Origin of the sequence: Actinoplanes sp. NPDC049548, from assembly GCF_040676695.1 — a bacterium.
GTDB lineage: Bacteria > Actinomycetota > Actinomycetes > Mycobacteriales > Micromonosporaceae > Actinoplanes.
The window spans coordinates 197,295-220,552 of the sequence record NZ_JBFAPM010000008.1; the positions used below are offsets into that span (position 1 = coordinate 197,295).

General features: G+C 71.7%; 21 protein-coding genes and 1 tRNA gene. 8 read left to right on the forward strand and 14 right to left on the reverse strand.

What is annotated here, in order from left to right; translation table 11 throughout:
• Positions 1-4: 4 nt before the first annotated feature.
• On the forward strand, positions 5-970 hold the full coding sequence (locus AB0J80_RS18320; protein WP_364705973.1) for a cysteine synthase: 966 nt from the start codon (positions 5-7) through the stop codon (positions 968-970).
• Positions 971-1,170: 200 nt separating this feature from the next.
• Here the strand turns inward: AB0J80_RS18320 and AB0J80_RS18325 are convergent, their stop codons facing one another.
• Positions 1,171-1,764, reverse strand: coding sequence for a hypothetical protein (locus tag AB0J80_RS18325; protein WP_364705976.1), 594 nt, complete (start codon positions 1,762-1,764; stop codon positions 1,171-1,173).
• 260 nt (positions 1,765-2,024) lie between these two features.
• On the opposite strand from AB0J80_RS18325, the gene AB0J80_RS18330 reads away from it, so the two are divergent.
• The 4 genes from AB0J80_RS18330 to rdgB all read left to right on the forward strand — a co-directional run bounded on the left by AB0J80_RS18330 (position 2,025) and on the right by rdgB (position 5,565).
• Complete coding sequence (locus AB0J80_RS18330; RefSeq protein ID WP_364705979.1) at positions 2,025-2,771, forward strand: MBL fold metallo-hydrolase; 747 nt, start codon at positions 2,025-2,027, stop codon at positions 2,769-2,771.
• Positions 2,772-2,833: 62 nt separating this feature from the next.
• Positions 2,834-4,078, forward strand: coding sequence for a glycosyltransferase (locus tag AB0J80_RS18335; RefSeq protein WP_364705982.1), 1,245 nt, complete (start codon positions 2,834-2,836; stop codon positions 4,076-4,078).
• A gap of 147 nt (positions 4,079-4,225) precedes the next feature.
• Entirely contained in the window at positions 4,226-4,954 is a 729-nt protein-coding gene (gene rph, locus AB0J80_RS18340) for a ribonuclease PH (protein WP_364705985.1), read from the forward strand.
• Positions 4,909-5,565 (forward strand): RdgB/HAM1 family non-canonical purine NTP pyrophosphatase, encoded by a 657-nt coding sequence (gene rdgB, locus AB0J80_RS18345; RefSeq protein WP_364705988.1) that lies wholly within the window; start codon positions 4,909-4,911, stop codon positions 5,563-5,565. Before rph ends, rdgB begins: the two co-directional genes overlap by 46 nt.
• Positions 5,566-5,824: 259 nt before the next feature.
• On the opposite strand, the gene AB0J80_RS18350 is transcribed toward rdgB, so the two are convergent.
• Positions 5,825-6,784 carry a sulfotransferase gene (locus AB0J80_RS18350; RefSeq protein WP_364705991.1) on the reverse strand — a complete coding sequence of 320 codons (960 nt, stop codon included), beginning with the start codon at positions 6,782-6,784 and terminating at the stop codon, positions 5,825-5,827.
• Positions 6,785-7,086: 302 nt separating this feature from the next.
• On the opposite strand from AB0J80_RS18350, the gene AB0J80_RS18355 reads away from it, so the two are divergent.
• Complete coding sequence (locus AB0J80_RS18355) at positions 7,087-8,343, forward strand: hypothetical protein (RefSeq protein ID WP_364705992.1); 1,257 nt, start codon at positions 7,087-7,089, stop codon at positions 8,341-8,343.
• A 4-nt stretch (positions 8,344-8,347) separates the two neighbouring features.
• On the opposite strand, the gene hutH is transcribed toward AB0J80_RS18355, so the two are convergent.
• The 6 genes from hutH to AB0J80_RS18385 are packed head-to-tail and all read right to left on the reverse strand — an operon-like array spanning position 8,348 to position 15,960.
• Positions 8,348-9,883: a histidine ammonia-lyase gene (hutH, locus tag AB0J80_RS18360; RefSeq protein ID WP_364705993.1), complete on the reverse strand. Its 1,536-nt coding sequence runs from the start codon at positions 9,881-9,883 to the stop codon at positions 8,348-8,350.
• Positions 9,880-11,028 (reverse strand): imidazolonepropionase, encoded by a 1,149-nt coding sequence (gene hutI, locus AB0J80_RS18365; protein ID WP_364705995.1) that lies wholly within the window; start codon positions 11,026-11,028, stop codon positions 9,880-9,882. The genes hutH and hutI overlap by 4 nt, the downstream gene beginning before the upstream one ends.
• Entirely contained in the window at positions 11,025-12,299 is a 1,275-nt protein-coding gene (locus AB0J80_RS18370; RefSeq protein ID WP_364705996.1) for a formimidoylglutamate deiminase, read from the reverse strand. Before AB0J80_RS18370 ends, hutI begins: the two co-directional genes overlap by 4 nt.
• Positions 12,296-13,480, reverse strand: a complete 1,185-nt coding sequence (locus AB0J80_RS18375; RefSeq protein WP_364705999.1) for an allantoate amidohydrolase — start codon at positions 13,478-13,480, stop codon at positions 12,296-12,298. The genes AB0J80_RS18370 and AB0J80_RS18375 overlap by 4 nt, the downstream gene beginning before the upstream one ends.
• Positions 13,477-15,111: a urocanate hydratase gene (gene hutU / locus AB0J80_RS18380; RefSeq protein WP_364706001.1), complete on the reverse strand. Its 1,635-nt coding sequence runs from the start codon at positions 15,109-15,111 to the stop codon at positions 13,477-13,479. Before hutU ends, AB0J80_RS18375 begins: the two co-directional genes overlap by 4 nt.
• A gap of 12 nt (positions 15,112-15,123) precedes the next feature.
• Entirely contained in the window at positions 15,124-15,960 is an 837-nt protein-coding gene (locus tag AB0J80_RS18385; RefSeq protein ID WP_364706002.1) for a MurR/RpiR family transcriptional regulator, read from the reverse strand.
• Positions 15,961-16,022: 62 nt separating this feature from the next.
• Here AB0J80_RS18385 and AB0J80_RS18390 point away from each other — a divergent pair, with 62 nt between their 5' ends.
• Positions 16,023-16,802, forward strand: a complete 780-nt coding sequence (locus tag AB0J80_RS18390) for an MOSC domain-containing protein (RefSeq protein ID WP_364706005.1) — start codon at positions 16,023-16,025, stop codon at positions 16,800-16,802.
• 43 nt (positions 16,803-16,845) lie between these two features.
• Positions 16,846-17,760, forward strand: coding sequence for an expansin EXLX1 family cellulose-binding protein (locus tag AB0J80_RS18395; RefSeq protein ID WP_364706008.1), 915 nt, complete (start codon positions 16,846-16,848; stop codon positions 17,758-17,760).
• Here AB0J80_RS18395 and AB0J80_RS18400 read toward each other — a convergent pair.
• From AB0J80_RS18400 to AB0J80_RS18425, 6 genes are all read right to left on the reverse strand, one after another.
• Positions 17,757-18,275: a GNAT family N-acetyltransferase gene (locus tag AB0J80_RS18400; protein WP_364706010.1), complete on the reverse strand. Its 519-nt coding sequence runs from the start codon at positions 18,273-18,275 to the stop codon at positions 17,757-17,759. The two genes, AB0J80_RS18395 and AB0J80_RS18400, sit on opposite strands and share 4 nt — an antisense overlap.
• Positions 18,272-18,733, reverse strand: a complete 462-nt coding sequence (locus AB0J80_RS18405; protein ID WP_364706013.1) for a phage tail protein — start codon at positions 18,731-18,733, stop codon at positions 18,272-18,274. The genes AB0J80_RS18400 and AB0J80_RS18405 overlap by 4 nt, the downstream gene beginning before the upstream one ends.
• A 356-nt stretch (positions 18,734-19,089) precedes the next feature.
• Positions 19,090-19,950: a hypothetical protein gene (locus tag AB0J80_RS18410; RefSeq protein ID WP_364706015.1), complete on the reverse strand. Its 861-nt coding sequence runs from the start codon at positions 19,948-19,950 to the stop codon at positions 19,090-19,092.
• A 340-nt stretch (positions 19,951-20,290) separates the two neighbouring features.
• A tRNA-Leu gene (locus AB0J80_RS18415) sits at positions 20,291-20,365 on the reverse strand.
• Between the two features lie 15 nt (positions 20,366-20,380).
• Positions 20,381-21,322 (reverse strand): helix-turn-helix domain-containing protein, encoded by a 942-nt coding sequence (locus tag AB0J80_RS18420; RefSeq protein ID WP_364706017.1) that lies wholly within the window; start codon positions 21,320-21,322, stop codon positions 20,381-20,383.
• Positions 21,323-21,434: 112 nt separating this feature from the next.
• The gene (locus tag AB0J80_RS18425) at positions 21,435-23,255 is read right to left on the reverse strand and encodes a methyl-accepting chemotaxis protein (RefSeq protein WP_364706019.1); all 1,821 of its coding nucleotides are present in this window, start codon (positions 23,253-23,255) and stop codon (positions 21,435-21,437) included.
• Positions 23,256-23,258 lie beyond the last annotated feature (3 nt).

Genomic DNA, 23,258 nt, shown 5'->3' on the forward strand with positions numbered 1-23,258 from the left:
CGTCATGGCTCGCTACGAGAGCCTTCTGGACGCCTGCGGGGGTACGCCGCTCGTCGGCCTGCCCCGGCTCTCACCGACGGTGCCCGAGGGGGCGCCGCCGGTGCGGCTGTGGGCCAAGCTCGAGGACCGCAACCCGACCGGCAGCATCAAGGACCGGCCGGCGCTGTTCATGGTGCGCGAGGCGGAGGAGTCCGGCCGCCTCCGCCCCGGCGACACGATCCTGGAGCCGACCAGCGGCAACACCGGCATCTCCCTGGCCATGGTCGCCAAGCTGCGAGGCTACCGGCTGGTCTGCGTGATGCCCGAGAACGTCTCGTCCGAGCGGGTCCAACTGCTCCGCATGTACGGCGCGGAAATCATCTTCTCGCCGGCCGCGGGCGGCTCGAACCAGGCCGTGGCGGTCGCCAAGCAGATCTCCGCGGAGCATCCGGACTGGGTGATGCTCTTCCAGTACGGCAACTCCGCCAACGCCCGCGCCCACTACGAGACCACCGGCCCCGAGCTGCTGCACGACCTGCCCACGATCACCCACTTCGTGGCGGGCCTCGGCACCACCGGCACCCTCATGGGCACCGGCCGCTACCTGCGGGAGAAGGTCGAAGGAATCCAGATCGTCGCGGCGGAACCCCGCTACGGCGAGCTGGTGTACGGCCTCCGCAACATCGACGAGGGCTACGTCCCGGAGCTCTACGACGCCTCGGTGCTGAACCGTCGCTTCTCGGTCGGCACCCGCGACGCCGTCCTGCGCACCCGCCAGCTGGTCGAGGTCGAGGGCATCTTCGCCGGCTTCTCCAGCGGCGCGATCCTGCACGCGGCGCTGGCCGTGGCCCACGAGGCCGTGCGCGAAGGCAAGCGCGCGGACGTGGCGTTCGTGGTCTGCGACGGCGGCTGGAAGTATCTGTCGACCGGCGCTTACGGCGGCACGCTGGCGGATGCCGAGGACGCCCTCGAAGGACAGCTCTGGGCATAACCCCGACCCGCCGACCGGCGAGCCCTGCCCGGTCCGGCGGCGGGCGGGGCTGCGCATCGGTCATCTCGGCGCGCGCGTCGGTTGTCTCGGTCGGCGGCTCGCTTGCTGCGGTCCGCGGCTCGGCTGTCTCGGCCTGCGCAGGCGGCGGCGAGGTCTTGGGCGAAGCGGCGCAGCGCCTGACGGTGGCCGGCAGGACCGGCCTAGTAGGCGACCGCCAGCAGCAGGTCGGCGGTCAGCGGCACGGCGGCGGCACCCAGGAGCGCCAGCGGCAGGACGCGCCGGTGGATCGACAGGAACGCGCCCACCGCCAGGGCCACGCTCACCATGCCGAGGAAGGCCAGCACCCACGTGTACCACCCGGGCACCCCGCCGCCGATCTGCGACAACAGTCCCCGCACGCCCACACCGACCCCGCCCAGCCCGAGCAGCGCCGCGTAGATCGACATGCCGAGCAGGCGGCGGGTTCCGGGCGCCGGGTCGTCAGCCGCCGGGAACCTGAACAGAGCCTCGTCCTCGAGGCCCGTGGCGGCGCCCGGCCGGGCCGGCTCCCACCCGAACGGCACGACCTCCGGCGCGGCCACCTCGCGAGGACCGGTGAACTCGCGCGGGTCGGCGGTCCGGGTGCCGCCCGCCGTCAGGACTCCGTGCGCGCCCGGAGCGTCCGAGGCGGCGTTCACGCGGTTGCCGGCCGATTGGTCCTCGTTGGTCGGCGTCCCGGAACCGTCGGCGGCGGGGCCGATGTCCGGCGTCGCCTCCCGGGTGCCGGTGGTCTGGTCCACGCCTGTCGTCGTCACTTGTTCGCCCCTCCGCTTTGCCCCGTGTGTCCCTTCACCGTGTGCAACGGGCCGGACTCACGAGGCGTAACGCGGGCGAAAATGACCCAGCTCACGGCCGGTGTGACATACGTTGTCGATTTAACGACAAATCGATCAGACGTTTACGTGACGCACTGGTCCCGGCGTAGGCTGCGCAGCGTGATTGACTGGTCTGCATTCTCTGCCGGTGGTCAGTCGGCGGAGTCGTGGACGACCGAGCGTGAACCAGAGGGACCCGCATGCGACTGACCGTTCTCGGCTGTGCCGGCAGTTTCCCCGGCCCCGAGTCGGCCTGTTCCGCCTACCTCGTGGAGGCCGACGGCTTCCGGCTGCTGATCGACTTTGGCTCCGGCTCGCTGTCCGCGTTGCAACGCTACGCGGGCCTCGACGCCGTCGACGCGATCCTCCTCACCCATCTGCACTGCGACCACATGCTGGACGCCTGCACCTACGTGGTGGTCCGCCGGTACGCCCCGGGCGGCCCCCTGCCGCCGCTGCCGGTCTACGCACCCCTCGGCGCGGCCGAGCGCATCTCGGCCGCCTACAGCTCCGAGAATGAGCCCGTGGACGACGTCTACACCTTCTACGCCCTGCAGCCGGGGACGTTCCCCATCGGTCCGTTCACCGTCACGGCCGACCGGGTCAACCATCCGATCGAAACCTATGGCGTACGCGTGGAGCACGGCGGCCGCGTCCTCGCGTACTCCTCGGACACCGCCCCCTGCGAGCCGCTGCTGCGCCTGGCCCAAGGCGCGGATCTGTTCCTCTGTGAAGCGAGCTACCTCGACGGTGTGGACAACCCGCCCGACCTGCACCTGACCGGCGGGGAAGCAGGCGAAGCCGCCACCAAGGCCGATGTGGGCCGTCTGTTGCTGACCCATCTCGTGACCGCATGGGGCTCCGAAGCCTCTACTGTGGAGGCCGCTTGTGCCGCCTATGCGGGTCCGGTGGAGGTGGTCCGCCCGGGCGCCCGCTACGATCTCTGAGCTTGCCGAGGGGACGGCACGAGCGCACCATCGGAATCGATTGTGACCTTGGAGTGCCCTGCATGACCGGTCGATCAGTGGGCGGGCGTGGACTGCGCATCGTCAGGCTGGCGAACTTCGTCTCACCTCGTTCCGGCGGCTTGCGGACCGCCCTGCGCCACCTCGGCGAGGGCTACCTGCGCGAGGGCCACGAGCCGATCCTCGTCGTGCCGGGCCGTGAGCGCTCCGACGAGATGACCGAGCAGGGCCGGGTGATCACGCTCCCGGGCCACCCGCTGCCCCGCACCGGCGGCTACCGCGTCCTCGCCGGGCGCCGCGAGCTGACCCGTCTGCTGGACGAGCTCGCCCCGGACCGCATCGAGGTGTCGGACCGCTCCACCCTGCGCTGGACCGGCCGCTGGGCCCGCGAGCGCGGTGTGGGCTCGATGATGGTGTCCCACGAGAGCCTCGCCGGCCTGCTGGGCGTGTGGGGCATGCCGCACCGCGACTCGCTCGCGGACCGGCTCAACCGGCGTACGGCGGAAACCTTCGACCAGATCGTCTGCACCACCGCGTTCGCCGCCGCGGAGTTCCGGCGCCTCGGCGTGCCGAACCTGATCGAGATCCCGCTCGGCGTCAACCTGCGCCAGTTCCACCCGAGCCGGCGTGATCCCGCCGTCCGTGACCGGTACGCGCGCTCCGACGAGCTCCTGGTGGTCTACTGCAGCCGGCTCTCCGCCGACAAGCGCCCCGAGCTCGCCGTGGACACCGTCGCCGCCCTCCGGGCCGCCAAGGCGCCCGCCGTGCTGGTGATGGCCGGTGACGGAGCACGCCGGGCGGCGCTGGCCTACCGCTCGGCCCGCCTGCCGGTCCGCTTCGCGGGCCACATCACTGATCGTGACGAGGTCGCTGCCCTGCTGGCGAGCGCCGACGTGGCCGTCGCCCCCGGGCCGGTCGAGACGTTCGGGCTCGCCGCGCTCGAGGCGCTGGCCTGTGGGACGCCCGTGGTCGTCAACGCCGCCAGTGCGCTGCCCGAGGTCGTGGGGGAGGCCGGGATCGCCGTGCCCGGCACGCCCGCGGCCTTCGCTGACGGCGTACGGAAGATCATGGAGCGGCCGGAGGGTGAGCGTCGCGCTGCCGCTCGTGCCCGGGCCGAACTGTTCGGCTGGCCGCAGGCCGTCGAGGGGTTCCTGCGCGCCCACGGCGCCCGGCCGGCGCTGCGTCCGCCGACTGTCGTCCGGCCGAGCGCGCGGGCGTTGCGCCCCGCTGTCCCGGTCGTGGCGGCCGCATCGAACGTCTGGGCCGCGGCGTCCGCCGACCGCGTCTGACATCCCTGTACTCGCTTTCCTAGTCGGTGACCGAGGCGATTCTCCAGGGTTCGGCCACGCCGCGGCGGGTTGTCCACAACGCGGCGTTGTCCACAGGCGCGGCACCCCGCGGCACGAAGCGGTCACCGTCCGCCTAGGCTCTTGGCCATGGCACGTCCCGACGGCCGAGCGCCGGACCAGCTTCGTCCCGTGACCCTGAACCGCCGGTGGAGCATCCATCCTGAGGGATCGGTGCTCGTCGAGTTCGGCAACACCAGGGTGCTCTGCACCGCGAGCGTCACCGAGGGCGTGCCGCGCTGGCGCAAGGGTTCCGGCCTGGGCTGGCTCACCGCCGAATACGCGATGCTGCCGCGCGCCACGAACACCCGCGGCGACCGTGAGAGCGTCAAGGGCAAGGTGGGCGGCCGCACCCAGGAGATCTCCCGGCTCATCGGGCGCAGCCTGCGCGCCTGCATCGACCTCAAGGCCCTCGGCGAGAACAGCATCGTCCTCGACTGCGACGTGCTCCAGGCCGACGGCGGCACCCGCACGGCCGCCATCACCGGCGCGTATGTCGCGCTCCACGACGCCGTTACCTGGCTCGCCGACCGCAAGGCCCTCGCCGGCAAACCGGCCGCGGTCCTGCACCGCTCCATCCAGGCGGTCAGCGTCGGCGTGATCTCCGGCGAGGCCCGTCTCGACCTCATGTACGAGGAGGACGTGGCGGCCGAGGTCGACATGAACGTGGTGTGCACCGGGGACGGCGACTTCGTCGAGGTCCAGGGCACCGGCGAGGCCAACGTGTTCCGCCGCGACCAGCTGGACGCCCTGCTCGACCTGGGTGTCCTCGGATGCGCCGAGCTCGCCGCCGCGCAGCAGAAGGCGCTCGCGTCGTGACCGCCCGTCTGCTGCTGGCCACGGCCAACCAGAAGAAGCTCCTCGAGCTGCAGCGCATCCTCGACGCCAGCCTCGGCACCGGCGGCATCGAGCTGGTCGGCCTCGGCGACTTCCCCGGCTACCCGGACGTGCCGGAGACCGGACTGACGTTCGGGGAGAACGCGCTCATCAAGGCCCGCGAGGGTGCCTCGCGCACGGGCCTGCCCACGGTCGCCGACGATTCGGGTCTCGCGGTCGACGCCCTCAACGGCATGCCGGGCGTGTTCAGCGCCCGCTGGTCCGGCGCCCACGGTGACGACCAGGCGAACCTCGACCTCGTCCTCGCCCAGATCGGCGACGTCCCGGACGAGCACCGCGGCGGCGCCTTCGTCTGTGCGGCGGCGCTCGTGCTCCCCAACGGCCGTGAGCACCTCGTCGAGGGCCGCCAGACCGGCCGCATCCTGCGCGCGCGCCGCGGCACGGGCGGGTTCGGCTACGACCCGATCTTCCTCGGCGACGGCCAGGACCGCACCAACGCGGAACTCTCCCCGGCCGACAAGGACGCCATCAGCCACCGAGGCAAGGCGTTCCGCGAGCTGTCCAAGGTGATCGCGAAGGAGCTGCCCCGCTAGCACCGGTCGTGCAAGCTCCTGCGCCCGGCCATCCGCGATGCGCCCAGCCGCTGACCAGCGCCGCCGCACCACGGCCGGGCGCGGTCTGCCGGACCACGGCCGGGCGCGGCCTGCCGGACTACGGCCGGGCGCGGCCTGCCGGACTACGGCCGGGCGCGGCCTGCCGGACTACGGCCGGGCGCGGCCTGCCGGACTACGGCCGGGTGCGGCCTGCCAGACCCAACCGCCGGGCGTGGCGGCCTGCGACGAGTGCGGGAACCTACGCGTATCCCATGGCCGGGATGACGTCACCGAGCGCCCGTTCGACATGCGCGCGGGTCGCGGCATCGAGCTGGTCGTCACGGTGGCTCAGCAGGTGCGGCTCGAACGTCGACGTGGTGATGACGTCATCGACACCGAGCAGCTTGAACAGTGCTCCACGCTGCGCAGGCCAGTCGGCGGCGAGGTCCTCCGCCTTCACCTCCGCGTACCGTCGGTTCGTCAGGTCGGCCGTGGCCTTCCAGGTCAGCCAGCGCTCGTAGAGGGGCCTGACCCAGGCGAGCACGCCGTCGACGGTGGACGGCGCCCAGGGTTGGTCGAGATGGGAGGCGACCACCGCGACCGGGTGGCGCTTGATGTGGACGATGCTCGCCTGCGGGTACAGCTCCCAGAGGAAGTCCATGCACAGCAGGTTGAACGGCGTCTTCTCGCACCAGATCTCTTTGCCCGCGTCCGTGGCCGCCCCGCCGAACATCGTGTCGACGGCGCGCCGGAGGATGGCGATCAGCTCGCTCCGGTCACCGAAGTACCGGGGGATCGCCATCCGGTGGCTCCGCGGCTCGAGCGGTCCGGCGGGCCGGCCGGCGTGCCCGGACCCCGCCCCGGGCAGGGGAGCGTCGAACGTGCAGGCCACCAGTTCCGACCAGAGCCGCCCCACCGCATCCCAGTAGTGCCGCTCGCCGACGGCCTGCGAGACGGTGTGTCCGCGGTAACTGTCGAACCTGCGGGGCAGGTGCACCGTCAGCATCTCGTTCAGCCTGCGCAGGGCGTCGTCCCCGACGTACGGGTCGTATCGGGTGGTGAGCGCGTCCGCCAGGTCTCGCAGCCCGCCCGGATCCGGGATGAGCCGGGTCTCGACCGGGATCCGGTGGATGCGCGGATGCTCTCCGATGATGTCCGCGATCTGCGACGTGCCGGAACGACCCGTGCCCGCCACGAAAACCGGTGAGGGAGAAGCCATGGCGTCCACCTCAATGCCGGCGCCCCTCCTGCGCAACGCAATAACGCCTTGGCGCGGACCGAGTGCAGGAACGACGCCATCACGGCGGCCACCTCCGAGGGAACCGCACGTGAAGCGGCCCAGCCCGGGCGGCAACGCGGCGGGTCGGGAGTTCCCTCGACGATCAGCACCGGGCAGCGGACGTCGGCCAGGCGGGCACCGGCGTCGGCGGGGACGGATGTTGCTACGCGAGCGTGCCGCCATGGACCAGTTGATCCCATCAGCCGCCCCGTTCAGGCCCGTACCCTCTACCATTCCGAACCGTGAACACACGGGGGATCGTCGCCGCGGTAGCCGCGGCCTGCCTGCTCACCTCGGCCGCCGGCTGCGACCCGGGCTGGTCCGAAGCGCAGGAGATCGAGGTCGTCGCCGGTGGCGGGGAGAACGACGGCGGCGCCGCGGCCGACGCCTTCATCGATGGCCGGCTCGTGGACATGGTCACCGGCCGGGACGGCACGCTGCGCGTGCTCACCGAGGACAAGTCCGCCCTCACCCTCTGGACCGTCGAGAGTTCCCAGCTCAGGCGGGTCAAGGTGGCCGGCATCAAAGCCGACTACGTCAGCCAGGCCGCCGCCGGCGCCGGCGATGCCGTGTATGTCGCCCTGTGGAACGGCGACGGCGGGGTGTGGCAGATCAAGCCCGACGGCTCGGTGACGCAGAAGGTGGGCATCGACCGGGACACCTATCGCGGGAAGCGGGACCCGGTCGCCGACGGTGCTACGGCCGCCGGGGCGTACGTACGCTTCCTGCACGGTGTGGCCGTGTCGGCGGACGACCGTATGTACTTCGCCGAGGAGCGCCTCGAGCCGGTGACGCATCAGCTCGTGCGTACCGTGGCGGACGGCAAGCTGAAGACCGTGCTCGGGCGGGACCTGGCCGGTCTCACCGAGCGGCAGTGGCGCGGCGCGCGGACCAGCACCGGCTTTCCCGACGGCACTCCCGGACGGCAGGTGGCCGTCGACAACGGGCTCGACGTTCCGCTGGCGGCCGGCCCGGACGGCAGCCTGTACGCCGGGGTCGGGCAGCACAGCGTCGTGGCCGTACGCCCGGACGGCACGACGCACGAGGTGATCGGCAACACCGGCGGCACCGTGGACGACGACGATGACATCCCGCCCGGCGAGCCTTTCGAGGACCGTGGCCCGGCTGTCAAGGCGCGGGTGAACCTGCTCGGCACGGGCAGTGTCCGCACCGGCCGGAGCAGCGCCAGCCTGGTGACCGACTCGCTGGGCAACCTGTACCTGACCAGCGTGCGGCCGGAGTCGGACTGGCTGCCGGACACCTTCGCCTGGACCGGCGACGTGAACGACACCCAGCGCCAGCTCCTGATTCGTTCGAAGGCGCAGCGTCGCAGCGACACCGAGGTGCTGAGGGTGCGGCCGGACGGCTCACTGTCCACCGTGGCGGGGCACGCCGACGCGGTGGCGGTGCACGGCGACCAGCTCTACCTGGCGCGCGCCTTCACCGATGAGGACGGCACGCCCCGCGTCATCGTGGTGCGTACCGCCATCACCGGTTAGGTCCTCAGTGGAGGCTGCCGATGGCCGTCTCGATGTCGGCGCGCAGGCTCCGGCCGGCGATGACGGCCCGGGCCTGTTCCATCACCGGTGCGAGGAAGACGTCCGGTCCCGGTTCGCCGGCGATTCCCGCCACGGCGGCCACCGCGGCGCGGCCCGCCGGTGACGGCGCGAGCGGCGCGCGCAGCTGGATGCCGCGGACGCCCGCGATCAGCTCCACCGCCAGCAGGCTGGTGAGGTTGTCGAGCACGGTCCGCAGCTTCTTCGCCGCGGCCCAGCCCATCGAGACGTGGTCCTCCTGCATGCCGCTGGTGGGCAGCGAGTCGACCGAGGCGGGGTTCGCCAGCCGGCGGTTCTCCGCGACGATGCCCGCCGCCGTGTACTGGGCGATCATCAGGCCCGAGTTGACGCCGGCGTCCGGTGACAGGAACGGCGGCAGGTCGCGGGAGCGGGCCACGTCGAGCAGGCGGTCGACGCGGCGTTCCGCGATCGCGCCCACCTCGGCGGCGGCGATGGCGAGGAAGTCCGCGGCGAAGCCGAGCGGGGCGCCGTGGAAGTTGCCCGTCGACTCGACGCGGCCGTCGGTCAGCACCACCGGGTTGTCGACCACCGAGCGCAGCTCCCGGTCGGCGGTCGTGCGGACGAACTCCAGGGTGTCGCGGGCCGCACCGGCCACCTGCGGCGCGCAGCGCATCGAGTACGCGTCCTGCACCGCGTGCGCCAGGTCGTCGCGGTGCGAGTCCATGATCGCGGAGTTCTGCAGCAGCCGGTGGATGTTCGCCGCCGACGAGGCCTGTCCGGGGTGGGGGCGGATCGCGTGCAGCTCGGGCAGGAACGGGCGTTCGGAGCCGAGCATCGCCTCGATGGCGAGCGCGGCCGTGACGTCGGCCATCGTGAACAGGTGCTCGGCGTCGTCGATGGCGAGCAGCAGCATGCCGAGCATGCCGTCGGTGCCGTTGATGAGGGCCAGGCCCTCCTTCGCGGCCAGGTCCAGCGGTTCCAGGTGGGCGGCGTGCAGGGCCTGGGCGGCGTCGATCCGGGCGCCGTCCTTGCCGAGCACCCACCCCTCGCCGAGCAGCACCAGCGCGCAGTGCGCCAGCGGGGCCAGGTCGCCGGATGCGCCCAGCGAGCCGTGTTCCGGCACCCACGGCGTGATGCCGTGGTTGAGCAGGTCCACGAGCCCTTGGGCGAGTTTCGGGCGGACCCCGGACAAGCCCAGGGCCAGCGACCGTACGCGCAGCAGCATCATCGCGCGCACCACCTCGCGCGGCATCGGTGCACCGACCCCCGCGGCGTGCGAGCGGATGAGGGCGTGCTGCAGCTCGGCGCGGCGCTCCGGTGCGATCGAGGTGTTGGCGAGGGCGCCGAAGCCGGTCGACACGCCGTACACGGGTCGGCCGGAGGCCTCGATGCCGTCGACGATGCCCCGGCTTCGGCTCATGGCCGCGACGGCGGCGTCGGAGATCTCGACCTTCGCGTCGTGCCGGGCGACGGCGAGGACGTCGGCGGGGGTGATGCCGGTGGGCTGGACGATGACCTTCATAGGGGCACTCCGTCGTGCAGAACTGTGCGGATCAGCGGAACTCCGGGCCGGTAGGCCAGGTGCAGGTGGGACGGGGCGTCGAGCATGACCAGGTCGGCGCGGGCCCCGGGGCGCAGCACGCCGATGTCGTCGCGGCGCAAGGCCCGCGCGCCGCCCGCGGTTGCCGCGCGCACGGCCTCCGCGGGGGTCATGTGCATTTCCCGCACGGCGAGAGCGATGCAGAACGGCATGGACGACGTGTACGACGAACCGGGGTTGCAGTCCGTCGCGAGCGCGACCGTGACACCGGCATCCAGCAGCCGGCGCGCGTCCGGGTACGGCGACCGGGTGGAGAACTCCGCACCCGGCAGCAGCGTCGCCACCGTTTGCGAGCCGGCGAGCGCGTCCACGTCCGCGTCGCTGAGGTGCGTGCAGTGGTCGGCGCTGGCGGCGCCCAGCTCCACCGCGAGCCGCACCCCGGGCCCGGCCGTGAGCTGGTTGGCGTGGAGGCGCGCGCCCAGCCCCGCTTTCAGGCCCGCGGTGAGGATCTCGCGCGCCTGGTCGCCGTCGAAGGCACCGCGCTCGCAGAACACGTCGACCCATTTCGCATACGGCGCCGCGGCGTCGAGCATCGGCCCGGCCACCAGGGCGACGTACTCGTCCGGACGGTCCTGGTACTCCGCGGGGACGACGTGAGCGCCGAGGTAGGTCGTCTCGGTGGTGAGGTCCCGGGCGACGCGCAGGCTGCGTGCCTCGTGCTCGACGGTGAGCCCGTAGCCGCTCTTCACCTCGACAGTGGTGGTGCCCTGCCGCCGCATCTCCGTGACGAGCCGCAGCGCCGCGCCCCGGAGCTGTTCGTCGGAGGCGGCCCGGGTCGCGGCGACGGTGGTGCGGATGCCGCCGCCGGTGTAGGGCTCGCCGTTCATCCGTGCGGCGAACTCGGCGGCGCGGTCCCCGGCGAAGACGAGGTGGGCGTGGCTGTCGACGAAGCCGGGGATCACCGCCCGGCCGTCCGCGTCGAGGCGGTCGTCGGCGGAAGGCGCCTGAGCCGCCGGGCCGACCCAGGCGATCCGCCCGGCGTCCACGACGATCGCGGCGTCGTGCAGCGTCCTCAGCTCGTCGTCGCTGGTGAACAGCTCGGCGATGTTCGTGACCAGCAGACTCATGACAGCGCCTCCCGCAGGGCCGCCGGCACGTCGAAGCCGGTGTGCCGGCCGCCGTCCACGACGAGGCGCCCGTCCGCGACGACCTCGGTGACGTCGGCGCCGGTCGCGGCGAAGATCGCACCGATCGGGTCGGTGCCCGCGGTCCGCACGGAGGACAGCGAGACCGCCACCAGGTCCGCCCGCTTCCCGACCGCGATCGTTCCTGCGTCGTCCCAGCCCAGGCCGGCGTGCGCGGTCGCCGCCGCGAGCAGCTCGGGGGCGCTGAAGTGGCCGCGGCGCTCGGTGGCGAGGCGCTCGTCCAGCTCCATGCCGCGGGCTTCCTCGAACATGTCGATGACGGCATGGCTGTCACTACCGAGGCTCAGCGGGGACCCGGCGTCGGCGAGCGCGCGGCCGGGCCCGATGCCGTCGGCCAGGTCCCGCTCGGTGGTGGGGCAGAGGCAGACTCCGGTACGGCTACCGCCGAGCAGCTTGATGTCGCCGTCGCTGAGGTGAGTCGCGTGCACGGCGGTGGTGCCAGGGCCCAGGACGCCGTGCCTGTGCAGCAGCTCCGTGGGCGTGCAGCCGTGCACCGCTTGGCACTGCTCGTTCTCCGCGCGCTGCTCGGACAGGTGGATGTGCAGCGGCCCACGTCCGGCGAGCCCACTGAGGAACCCGGCCGGCACCGCGCGGACGGAGTGCAGGGCCGCACCGATGCGCACATGCTCGCCGTCGCGCAGAGCCGACGTGCGGCTCAGCCAGCCGTCGAGGTCGCCGTCGCCGAAGCGGCGTTGCACACCCTCGAGCGGCTTACCGTCCACGGTGGACGTGAGATAGAGCGTGTCGAGCAGGGTGATCCGGATGCCCGCGTCCCGCGCCGCGCGGATCAGGGCGTGACCCATCTCGTTCGAGTCCGCGTACGGGGTGCCGTCGGGGCCGTGGTGCAGGTAGTGGAACTCGCCGACGCAGGTGATCCCGGCGAGGGCCATCTCGCCGTAGACGGCCCGGGCAAGCGTGTAGTAGCCGTCCGGGTCGAGGCGGCCGGCGACCTCGTACATCAGCTCGCGCCAGGTCCAGAAGCTGCCGCGGTCGCCGTGCGTACGCCCGCGCAGCGCCCGGTGGAACGCGTGCGAGTGCGCGTTGGCGAACCCGGGCAGCACCAGCCCCCGCAGCCGGGTCCCGCGCGGCGCGGAGCCCGGCGTGACGGCGGTGAACCGGCCGTCCTCGACCTCGAGGGCCACGTCGCGCTCGACCCGCCCGTCGACCCACGCCAGCTCCGCGAAGTACGTCATGTGAGCGCCTCGAGAACCGTTGCCAGTGCCTCGACGCCGGCCGCGCAGTCCTCGTCCGGGGCGTGCTCGGCAGGGGAGTGCGACACCCCGGTCGGGTTGCGCACGAACAGCATCGCGGTCGGTACGTGCGCCGACAGCACCCCGGCATCGTGGCCCGCGCCGGTCGGCAGGATCGGGGCGCCGCCGAGGATCTCCGCCAGCCGGGCCGCCAGGGCGGTGTCGAACGCGACCTCCGGGGAGAGCGACTCCGGCTCGACCACCACCTCGGTCCCGTCGCGTCCGGCCTGCTCGGTGGCGCGCTTCAGCACGGCCTCCACCAGCCGGTCCAACGTGGACGTGTCCGCCGCCCGGGCGTCGAGCCAGCCTCGGACCAGCCAGGGGATCGCGTTGGTGGCATTGGGTTCCACCTCGACCCGCGCCACCGTGGCGTGCGCACCGGCTTCCCGGGCCTCCTGGTTGGCGGCCAGCACCGTGTGCGCGAACGTCAGCATCGGATCCTGGCGGTCCGTCATCCGGGTGGTGCCGGCGTGGTCGCCGGTGCCGGTGAAGTCCATCCGCCAGCGCCCGTGGGGCCAGATCGCGCTCGCCACCCCGACCGGGGCGTCCAGGTCGACCAGCGCCTTGCCCTGCTCGATGTGCAGCTCCACCACCGCCGACACCCGGCTCGCCAGGCCCGGCAGCGCGCCGGCCGGCCGGGCGCCGAGCGCCTCGCCGAAGGTGATCCCGTCGCGGTCGCGCAGCGCGGCGGCCCTTTCCGGGGTGATCGCCCCGGTCAGCAGCCGCGAGCCCAGGCACGGCACCCCGAACCGCCCGCCCTCCTCCTCGACGAACGCGGCGATGCCCAGCGGCCGGCCCGGTGTCACGCCGCGGGCACGCAGGGCGTCGACGGCCAGGAACGCGCTGACGATGCCGAGCGGGCCGTCGTAGCCGCCGCCGTGCGGCACCGAGTCGAAGTGCGAGCCCGTGATCACCGCCTGCGGGCCCCACGGCCGGCCCCACCACGCGAACAGGTTGCCGTTGCCGTCCTCGGTGACGTCCATGTCCCGGCGGGCCGCCTGGTTGCGGAACCAGTCCCGGAGCACGAGTTCCGGCTCGCTCAGGGCGTACCGGAGATAGCCGCCCTTGGGGTCGCGGCCGATGGTCGCGATCTCCCGCCAGAGCTCCCGGAAGGCCGCGGTCATTTCTGCGCCATCGGGATGTGGACGCCGGCCGCGGCGGCGGACTCGTAGCCCGCGTCGACGTGCCGGATGACGCCCATGCCCGGGTCGTTGGTGAGCACCCGCTCGATCTTCTGCCCGGCGAGCGCGCTGCCGTCGGCGACGCACACCTGCCCGGCGTGGATCGACCGGCCGATGCCGACCCCGCCGCCGTGGTGGATCGACACCCAGCTCGCGCCGCTCGCGGTGTTGACCAGCGCGTTCAGCAGCGGCCAGTCGGCGATGGCGTCCGAGCCGTCGAGCATCGCCTCGGTCTCCCGGTACGGCGAGGCGACCGAACCGGCGTCCAGGTGGTCGCGGCCGATGACGATGGGAGCGGAAACCTCGCCGCGCGCCACCATGTCGTTGAACCGCACGCCCGCCTTGTCCCGCTCGCCGTAGCCCAGCCAGCAGATCCGCGCCGGCAGCCCCTGGTACGCCACCCGCTCGCCGGCCATCCGGATCCACCGGGCCAGCGGCTCGTTCTCGGGGAACAGGTCGAGCACCGCCCGGTCGGTCGCCGCGATGTCGGCGGGGTCGCCGGACAGCGCCGCCCAGCGGAACGGGCCCTTGCCCTCGGCGAACAACGGCCGGATGTACGCGGGCACGAAACCGGGGAACGCGAACGCCCGGTCGTAGCCGCCCAGCTGCGCCTCGCCGCGGATCGAGTTGCCGTAGTCGAAGACCTCCGCACCGGCGTCCAGGAAGCCGACCATCGCCTCGACGTGCCGGGCCATGCTCTCCCGGGCCCGGTCGGTGAACTCCTCCGGCTTCGCCGCGGCGTAGTCGGCGGCGTCGGCGAGCTCGACGCCGACCGGCAGGTAGCTGAGCGGGTCGTGGGCGCTGGTCTGGTCCGTGACGATGTCGATGGCCACCCCGCGGCGCAGCAGCTCGGGGAAGACCTCCGCGGCGTTGCCCACCACGCCGATGCTGCGCGCGGCCCGGTCCCGCTTGGCGGCCTCGGCCTGCGCGACGGCGTCGTCCAAGTCCTTTGCCACCGTGTCCAGGTAGCGGTCCTTCACCCGGCGCCGCAGCCGCGACTCGTCGACGTCCACGATCAGGCAGGCGCCGCCGTTCATGGTCACCGCCAGCGGCTGCGCCCCGCCCATCCCGCCGCAGCCCGCGGTCAGGGTCAGCGTCCCGGCGAGATCGCCCCCGAACCGCTTGGCGGCCACGGCGGCGAACGTCTCGTACGTGCCCTGCAGGATGCCCTGGGTGCCGATGTAGATCCACGAACCGGCGGTCATCTGCCCGTACATGGTGAGGCCGAGCTTCTCCAGGCGGCGGAACTCGGGCCAGGTCGCCCAGTCGCCCACGAGGTTCGAGTTGGCGATCAGTACGCGCGGCGCCCACTCGTGCGTACGGAACACGCCGACCGGGCGCCCCGACTGCACCAGCAGCGTCTCGTCGCCCTTGAGCGCGTCCAGCTCGCGGACGATCGCGTGGAACGACGGCCAGTCACGGGCGGCGCGGCCGGTGCCGCCGTACACCACCAGGTCGTCGGGGCGCTCGGCCACGTCCGGGTCGAGGTTGTTCATCAGCATCCGCTTGGCGGCCTCCTGCGGCCAGCCCTGAGCGGTGTACGCCGTGCCGCGCGGGGCGCGTACCTCTGGCATTGCCGGACTCCTTCACGCTTCGAAGATGTGGCGGCGGGCGGCCGTCGCCTCGAACTCCTCCAGGCGGCGCTGCACCGGCTCCGGCGCGGCGTCGCACACGGCCTGCAGCAGCACCATGGCCATCGCCATCGGGCCGGTGTGCAGGTCGAACACGAGCTGGGTGCCGACCGGCGCGGGCAACGCCACGTCGGCGGCCTCGGCGGCCGGGCTGACCGCCGAGTCGGTGATCGCGACCACGCCCATCCCCATCGCGGTCGCCTCGCGGATCGCGTCGAGCGCCTCCCGCGGGTAACGCGGCAGGACGATCGCCAGCATCGCGGTCGCCCCGGCGGCCCGCGCCTGGTCCAGCCGGTCGAGCAGCGTGGTCCCGCCGCCGTCGAGCACCCGCACGTCGGGCAGCACCTTCGCCGCGAAGTACCCGAAGTAGCCGGCCAGCGGCGCGGCGGCCCGCAGACCCAGCACCGCCAGCGGCCGGCTGCCGGCCAGCAGCGCCGCGGCCCGCTCGACGGTCCCGAGGTCGCCCAGCTCGTCGGCCATCCGTTCCAGGTGGCGGCTCTCGGCGCGCAGGGCCAGCTGCGTCTCGTTCTCCCCGGCCTCCGGCGGGCTGGCCGGCACGTCGGCGAGCGACCGCAGCTCCCGCCGCAGGGCCGGGTAGCCGGCGTAGCCCAGCGCCATCGCGAACCGGGTGACGGACGGCTGGCTGACCCCGGCGAGCTCGGCCACCTCCGCAGCCGACAGGTACGCCGCCGACGGCCCGTGCTGCACCAGGCTGTGCGCGATCCGCCGCTGCGTGGGAGTGAGCCGCGCACCCTGAAACAGGTCGAGCACCCTGACCGCTCCGTCATTCACAGATGCAGAGTATGCATAAAAAGTTTCACAGCGCTAGTGTCCCACTGTGCGACGCTGGTCGGATGCGGATCACGTCGCTGCACACGTACCCGGTCAAAGGGTGTCACCGGCTGGACCACGACGTGGCGGTAATCGAACCCTGGGGCCTCGCCGGCGACCGCCGCTGGATGGCGGTCGACGCCGACGGCGTCGGCATCACCCAGCGCGAGGCGCCCGCCCTCACCGGGTTGCACGCGGTGCCGCGCCCCGGCGGCATCGTCCTGAACGGCTTCGACGTGGCCGAGCCGCTCGACGGGCCGCCCACCACCGTCCGCGTCTTCCGCTCCAAGCCACCCGTCGCCGCCCGCCTCGCCGCGGCCGCCACCGGGTTCCTGTCCGACTTCCTGGAGCGCGACGCCCGTCTGGCCTGGCTCGCCGACCCCCGCGCCCGCCCCATCCAGCGCAACGCCCGCGCGGACGACCGGGTCTCCTTCGCCGACGGCTTCCCCATCCTGCTGACCAGCGAGGCCTCGCTCGAAGCGCTCAACGGCCGGCTCGACGACCCGGTGCCGATGACCCGCTTCCGGCCCAACATCGTCGTGGCGGGCGCCGAACCGTGGACCGAGGACAAATGGGTCGATGGCCGGCTGCGCATCGGCGACATCACGTTCCGGGTGGCCGAACCGAGCAACCGCTGCGTGGTGACGACCATCGATCAGGAGACCGGCGAGGTCGGCCGCGAACCACTGCGTGCCCTCGGCCGGTTCCGCCGCCGCGCCGGTGGCCTGCCCTTCGGCGTCAACCTCATACCGGACCAGACAGCCGTCATCCGGGTGGGGGAGCCTGTCTTAAGCGTGTCTTAGGAGAGTTGCCCGAGGCGGTGACGGCCCCGCAGGATGCCTCAGCGTGACAGCTCATCGCCTTCTGCGTCCCCGCTGGCTCGCCACGGGCGGCGCCGTCCTCCTGGCCGGCGTCCTCGGCACGGCGCTCCTGCTGCAGAACGGCGGCGGCGCCTGCGCGGCCCCGCCCACCAGCGCCAAGCACAAGGGCAAGGCCACCTTCTACGACCTCGCCGGCACGGTGGGCAACTGCAACTTCAAACCCCCCGCCGACGACCTGTACGTGGCCCTGGGCCGCACCGAGTACTCGAAGGCCCTGTCCTGCGGCAGCTACATCGACGTGACCGGCCCCAAGGGCAAGGTCCGCGTCAAGGTCTTCGACTCCTGCCCCGAATGCACCCCCGGCTGGCTCGACCTCAGCCGCACCGCCTTCAAGAAGATCGCCAACGAGTCCCAGGGCATCGTGCCGATCACCTACCGCGCCGTCCCCAACGCCGCCACTCCCGGCCCGCTGAGCGTCACCTTCGCCAAGGGCTCGTCCCAGTACTGGTGGGCCGTCCTCATCGACAACCACGCCAACCCGATCCGCTCGGTGCGCGCCAAGGGCCCCGGCGGCAGCTGGATGACCGCCGACCACGTCGACTACAACTTCTGGATCATCGAGAAGCGCACCGGCAACGGCCCCTTCCAGATCCAGATGACCGACATCTACGGCAACACCGTCACGGCGAAGAACATCAAGCTCATCCCGGAGAAGAAGCAGGCGACATCCGTACGCTTCGCCGGCGGCTCCACCGAAGTCAAGGCCGCGCCGTCCCCCAAGGCGCCGACGTCGAAGGCACCCGCAAAGAAGAAGAAGGCATCCCCGGCGCCGCACGCCTCGACCTCAACGCCGGCCACCGCGCTGCCGCTGCTCGAACCCACCGCGGAGCCGGAGCAGGACCTCGCCCTCGCCGCGGCGGCCCCGAAGCCGTCCTGCTAAGCCAGCCCCAGCCACATGACGACCTCGTCACGGTCGTCCCCGGGAGCGACACGCAGCGCTCCCGGGAAGCGGCCGACCTCCCGATAGCCGAGCTTGGCGTAGAAGCGGTGCAGGCCATGCCCGTCGCGCAGGGTCACCTGCAGGCCCGCCAACCCCGACTCCCGCCCGATCACGGCAGCCTGGCGCATCAGCGCGGCACCATAGCCCCGCCCCTGGCTGCCGGGCGCCACCATCACGCGCTTGAGAACCCGCCAATGCGCCTTGAGCGTGAACCGGTTGTCGACGATGAAGAGCAGCGCCACCAGCCGGCCGCCATCGGCGCCGACGAGCAGCCGGTCCGGGCCGTCGGTCACCTCGGCAAAGGTGGCCTCGGCCAGCGGGCGTACCTCATCGGCGGTGACCGGCGCGACGAAACCCACCGCGCCGCCGGCGTTGGTGGCCTCGACCCACAGGTCGACGATCTGCTCGCGGAGAGCGGGGGTCAGCGGCGGGTCGAGCGTGAACGAGAGGATCAATACTCCTTCTTGATGACGAAGTACGAGCCGCGGATGGTGCCGGCCAGCTTCGACTTCTGCCGGGCGAACTTGAACGCCCCGAGCTCCTCGGGAACCTCCATCCCGTCGGAAAGCTTGAAGCCGACCGCCCGCTTCCCGCTGTCGTCGAGGGTGTACAACACGTTGATGGACAGGCCGTTCTCGTAGAACACGTAGGTCCACCGGACGTTCTCCACCTGGAACTCGGTCGCCTCGAGCGGGGGAGAGGAGATGACGATGCCGCGCTCCTCCTCGAGGATGCGGTGCACGTAGTCGATGATCTCCTTGGCTTCGCTCGCGGGCTCGACCGTGAAGACGTGGCCGTACTTGTTCTTGAAATACCGGGCCTCGTTCGCCCGCAGTCCGGCAAGCGCATCCGCAACCGGCGACGACTCCAGGCCGACGGTCGACACGGTGTTGAAATCCACGGCATAGGACATGACGAGTTCCTCCCGGGGCGTGTGGTGCTGCTACGACGGATTGTGCTGGTAAGCGGCGGCCGCGGTCCTGGTTTTGTCTACTCGTCCCTCATCGACACCGCAATCGTGCTGCGGGCGCTCGAGCCCGTGGGCCCGCCTGCTCCGGCAACCACGCCAGCCGGCCGCCGTCTCCATCAGGCCGGCCGGCACACTCGCCGGGCCCGGACCCGCCCACCGCTGTCCCCGGTCAGTCGCCGACCTCGACGCTGCGAACGGCGCGCAGCAAGGCCGGGCATGGCGTCTCTCGGGGGCCGGCGGACTCGAGCCGGCGGAGCTAAGGGAACTCGAACCCGTGACCCCCCCAATGCGCGCCGCCGCTATGTGCGGGGGAAGCCCATGGTCACGTACACGGGGCCGCCCAGGATATCGGAGAGGAGGTCGGCGAGTGCCCAGTACGACCCATCAGCCCGCTGCGAAGCCCAATATGCCAGGCCGCTGACAACGTCGCTCCAGTATCGACCGCTCAACGTCACCGGAACACGACGTGTCGGCGACGATGCGGTCTTCGCGGCCTTCTCGATTGGAGCGTGGATCGACTTCTCGCCATTGACGTACGTCTCCACCGGCCCGAGAACCTTGAGTATTTCGCGCCACCTCGCGGCCGGCAGAACCACCTTGTACTGACGTTCATCGGCCAGGCCCAGATCGTCCGGCGTTTGCGTGGCGATCGCGAACTCGCACCACTGCGACCAGCCATCCGCTTGGACGGACGGCGAGCGGTCGCGCACCCGCCATCGGTACGACTCACCGTGCAGCAGCTTGGCACCCACCCTCTTGAAGTCCAACACGGCAGTCCCTGTGGCCGGATTGAGCTGTCCGACAAGATCGGTGTCCTGCTGAGCGGTGAGGCCGCTCATTCCCCGGAGCTGGAACGAGAATTCACTCTGCATACCGGGCGCCGGTGTGACGGCCGCGGACAGAACGGGAAATACGGTGTCCAGGTCGGGGCGGTTAATGCCGGTCTGGCAAAAGCGTCCGCTGGTGGTCAGCCCGCTCGGCAGCGACGCTCCGGCATCCGCTTGGTCGCCGGACGGGCTCGCGCTCGGTCTGAGCGGCCAGAGTGATATGGCTGTCCCATTGCTGTCCGAGGGCCGGGTCGCCTCGTTTGTGTCCGAGGGCCGGGTTGCGACAGCAGTGGCCAAAGCCAAGAGCACGAGGACCGCAGCGCCGACAGCCATCCTCGCGAGTGATCGCGACGGCCCGGACGGTGACGGCTCGGGTAGCGCCGGTCTGACCATCGAGACCGCATCCGGCGAGGCCTGGTCTGGCAATGCGGGGCAACCGACCCCCTTGCGCTTGGCCACGCGTATGGCGAAAGCGCCACCCGCGACAACTCCGGCGACGGCAAGCAGAACCACCCACCCGGAACGGCTAGGCGCGTGCGGTTTTGTCACGCATGCCGCATCGGCTTTGCGGACACGAATCTGAAGAGAAGCTCCCAGCCGGGCCGAGTGATCGAACACAGATCTGGCACAGACGTAAACGCCCGGGCAGAAGTCCCGGGCGTTTACTCAAGGGTGGGGCCGGCGGGACTCGAACCCGCACTTGCACGGACCTAAACCGTGTGCCTGCTGCCAATTGGGCTACGGCCCCTCTGTCCTGACCACTCTAGGCGGTGCACGGCATTGCGTCGCGTCGTGGTCCGGGCGCTTCCGTCTCGTCAGCTCGGTTCGCCATGGAAGCCTGGCGTAGCTTCCGGCTGGCGAGGCCTGCTCGGGCGAGAATGTAGTAGACCTTGTGCGAGGGCACATCGATGTGCCCTTCGGTGGTGGTCGCCAGCATGCGGGCTATGCGCCGACCGCCCATCTCCGGATGTTCGAGAGCGAACCTCACGATCGCCTCCTCGGTCGCCGTCGGGGGGGACTGTCGACGCTTGAGCGTCGCGATGGTGCCTCTTTCTCGCAGTCGGCGCTGCAGCTGGTAGATGTGGCTGCGGCTGCAACCCATCTGTCTTGCTGCCTCGCTCGCACCGAGCTCGCCGCGCTCAACGCGTCCCATCACGTCCATCCGTTGCGCCTCGGTCAGGGGTCGACGGGATGCCGGATCGCCGTCGACGGCTGCCTTCTGGGCTACGAAGGGCACCCTGAGCGGGCTACGCCCGGCGTACGTCTCTGTCTGGCTGTGACAGTTCGGGCAGAGGAAGCGGAGGTTGTCCGGTCTGCAGTCCCAGAACCGACCGTTGATGTGGTCGACGTGCAGCGTGAGGGCACGGGCGTTCCACTCGTTTCCCAACCCGCATGTGGCGCACCGGTGCTCACGTCCGCTCTCGATGAGAGCCCGCCGTAGCCGCGACGGTGCCTCCCGTCGGGCGTCCGCGGACCTCAATACCAGGATCTCGGCCGCTTGGCGCCGATTGCTCGGCGGAACCCGGGGATGGTTGGGGCCGAGAAAGTGCGAAGTGTCGATGCCGTAGTGGTTGATGCGCCGGCGGATGTGAGCGTGCCCGCCTCCGGTCTGTCGCAGGCCCAGGTAGCGCAGCACATCGGCAGTGGAGAGGGAGGCGGCGACGGCCTCGGCAAGCAGCTCGCGGGTGTAACGGATGTTCGCCATGGTTACAACATACCGATGTAGTCAAGTCCGGCGACACGGCACGGCGGCCGCCTCGCGGATCCAGGCCGCGTGACGGCCGCCGTGGGTCGGCGGTCCCCGGAGGGGTGGTTGCTCAGTAGCGGAACATCGCCAGACTCTGCTGCAGGTCGTGGGCCACGCGGGCGAGCTCGTCCGCGGCCGCGGCCGTGTTGGAGGCCGCGTTGGTGGTCTCGGCTGCCGTTTCGGCGACCTCGGCCACGTTGGCGGAGATCTCGGTGGAGCCGCCGGCGACCTCGGCCACGTTGCGGGTCATCTCGTTGGTGGTCGCGGTCTGCTGTTCGACCGCGGCCGCGATGGCCGTCTGGGTGGCGTTGATCTGGTCGATGACCGCGCCGATCTCGGCGATCGCGGTGACCGCCGCGGTCGAGTCGGCCTGGATGGCGCCGACGCGGGTGCGGATGTCCTCGGTGGCCCGGGCCGTCTCCTGGGCGAGTTCCTTGACCTCGCCGGCGACGACCGCGAAGCCCTTGCCCATCTCGCCCGCGCGGGCCGCCTCGATCGTCGCGTTGAGCGCGAGGAGGTTGGTCTGCTCGGCGATGCCGGTGATGATCTTGATGACCGAGACGATCTCCGCGGAGGACGTGCCGAGCTGCTGGAGGATCGCTTCGGCCTCGCCGGAGACCCGGACCGCCCGGCCGGCGACCTCGGCCGCGCTGTTGGCGCTGCGGGCGATCTCCGAGATGGAGGCGCCGATCTCCTCGGCGCCCGCGGAGACGGTGGTGATGTTGACGCTGATCTCCTCGGACGCGTGGGAGACGGCCCTCGCGCGGTCGGCGGAGCGGGCCGCCGACGAGTTCATCTGGCCGGCCACCGCGGTGAGCTCCTCCGAGGAGGACGCGAGCGTGGTCACGTTCTCGCCGACCGTACGCATGGTCGCGGTGAGCTTGTCGAGGGCGGTGTTGAGCGCCTCCGCCATGCGGGCGACCTCGTCGCGGCCCTTGACCTGCAGGCGCTGGTCGAGGCGGCCTTCCGCGAGGCCCTCGAGGACCTTGACGGTCTGGCCGAGGGGGCGGGCGATGGCGCGGCTGACCACGATCGCGATGATCATGGCGAAGGCGACCGCGCCGATGATCAGGATAATCGTGACAATTCGGGCCAGTGCGGCGTTGTCGCGGGCCTGCGACATCTCCGCCTGGGCGGCCCGGTCCTCGATCCCGGCCAGGTTGTTGAGCGCGATGGTGAGCTTGTCGGTCAGCGGGTCGATGAAGTTGTTCTGGGCGCCCAGGTAGGTGGTGAAGCTGTTCTCCTTGGCGGCCGGGACGAGCTGCTCGTCGCGCACCTTCCGGTACTGCGCGAGGGCGGCGGTGAAGGCGGCGCGGTCGGCGTCGGTGCCCTTGGCGGGATGCGACGAGTAGGCCTTCCAGTTGTCGTCGATCTTCCGGTCGAGCCGGTCGATCGCCATCTCCACGTTGCTGACGTCGGCGAGCGGCGAGCGCACGATCAGCTTGTACGCCGTCGAGGTGAGCTGTTGCACGTCCGCACGGACGTCACCGAGCGACCTGATGGCCTGCGTGTTGCGCCCGTACACCGTCTCGAGCCGGTTCTTGGAGGAGTTGAGCTCGTAGAGCCCGAACACGCCGACCGTGACCACCAGCAGGCTCAGGATGCCGAAGCTGGAGATGAGCTTCTGCGAGACGGTGAGGTTGCGCAGCAGGCCGATCGACGGCAGCTTGGGCAGCCTCGATCGCTTCTCCTGCTGCTTGCGGTGGCGGCGCCCCCGCGAAGGCTTGGCCTTCACGCCCGGTACGGGAGCCGCGCCCGGGTAGGGAGACGCCGCCCCGGCCGCGGGAGTCGCCGCACCGGCCGGCGGGGCCGAGTGTGCGGGCGAGCTCTTCCTACCGCGGCGGAGCGTGTCACCCAGCCGGAAGCGGCGGGTCGGCTTGGCAGTCGGCATCGG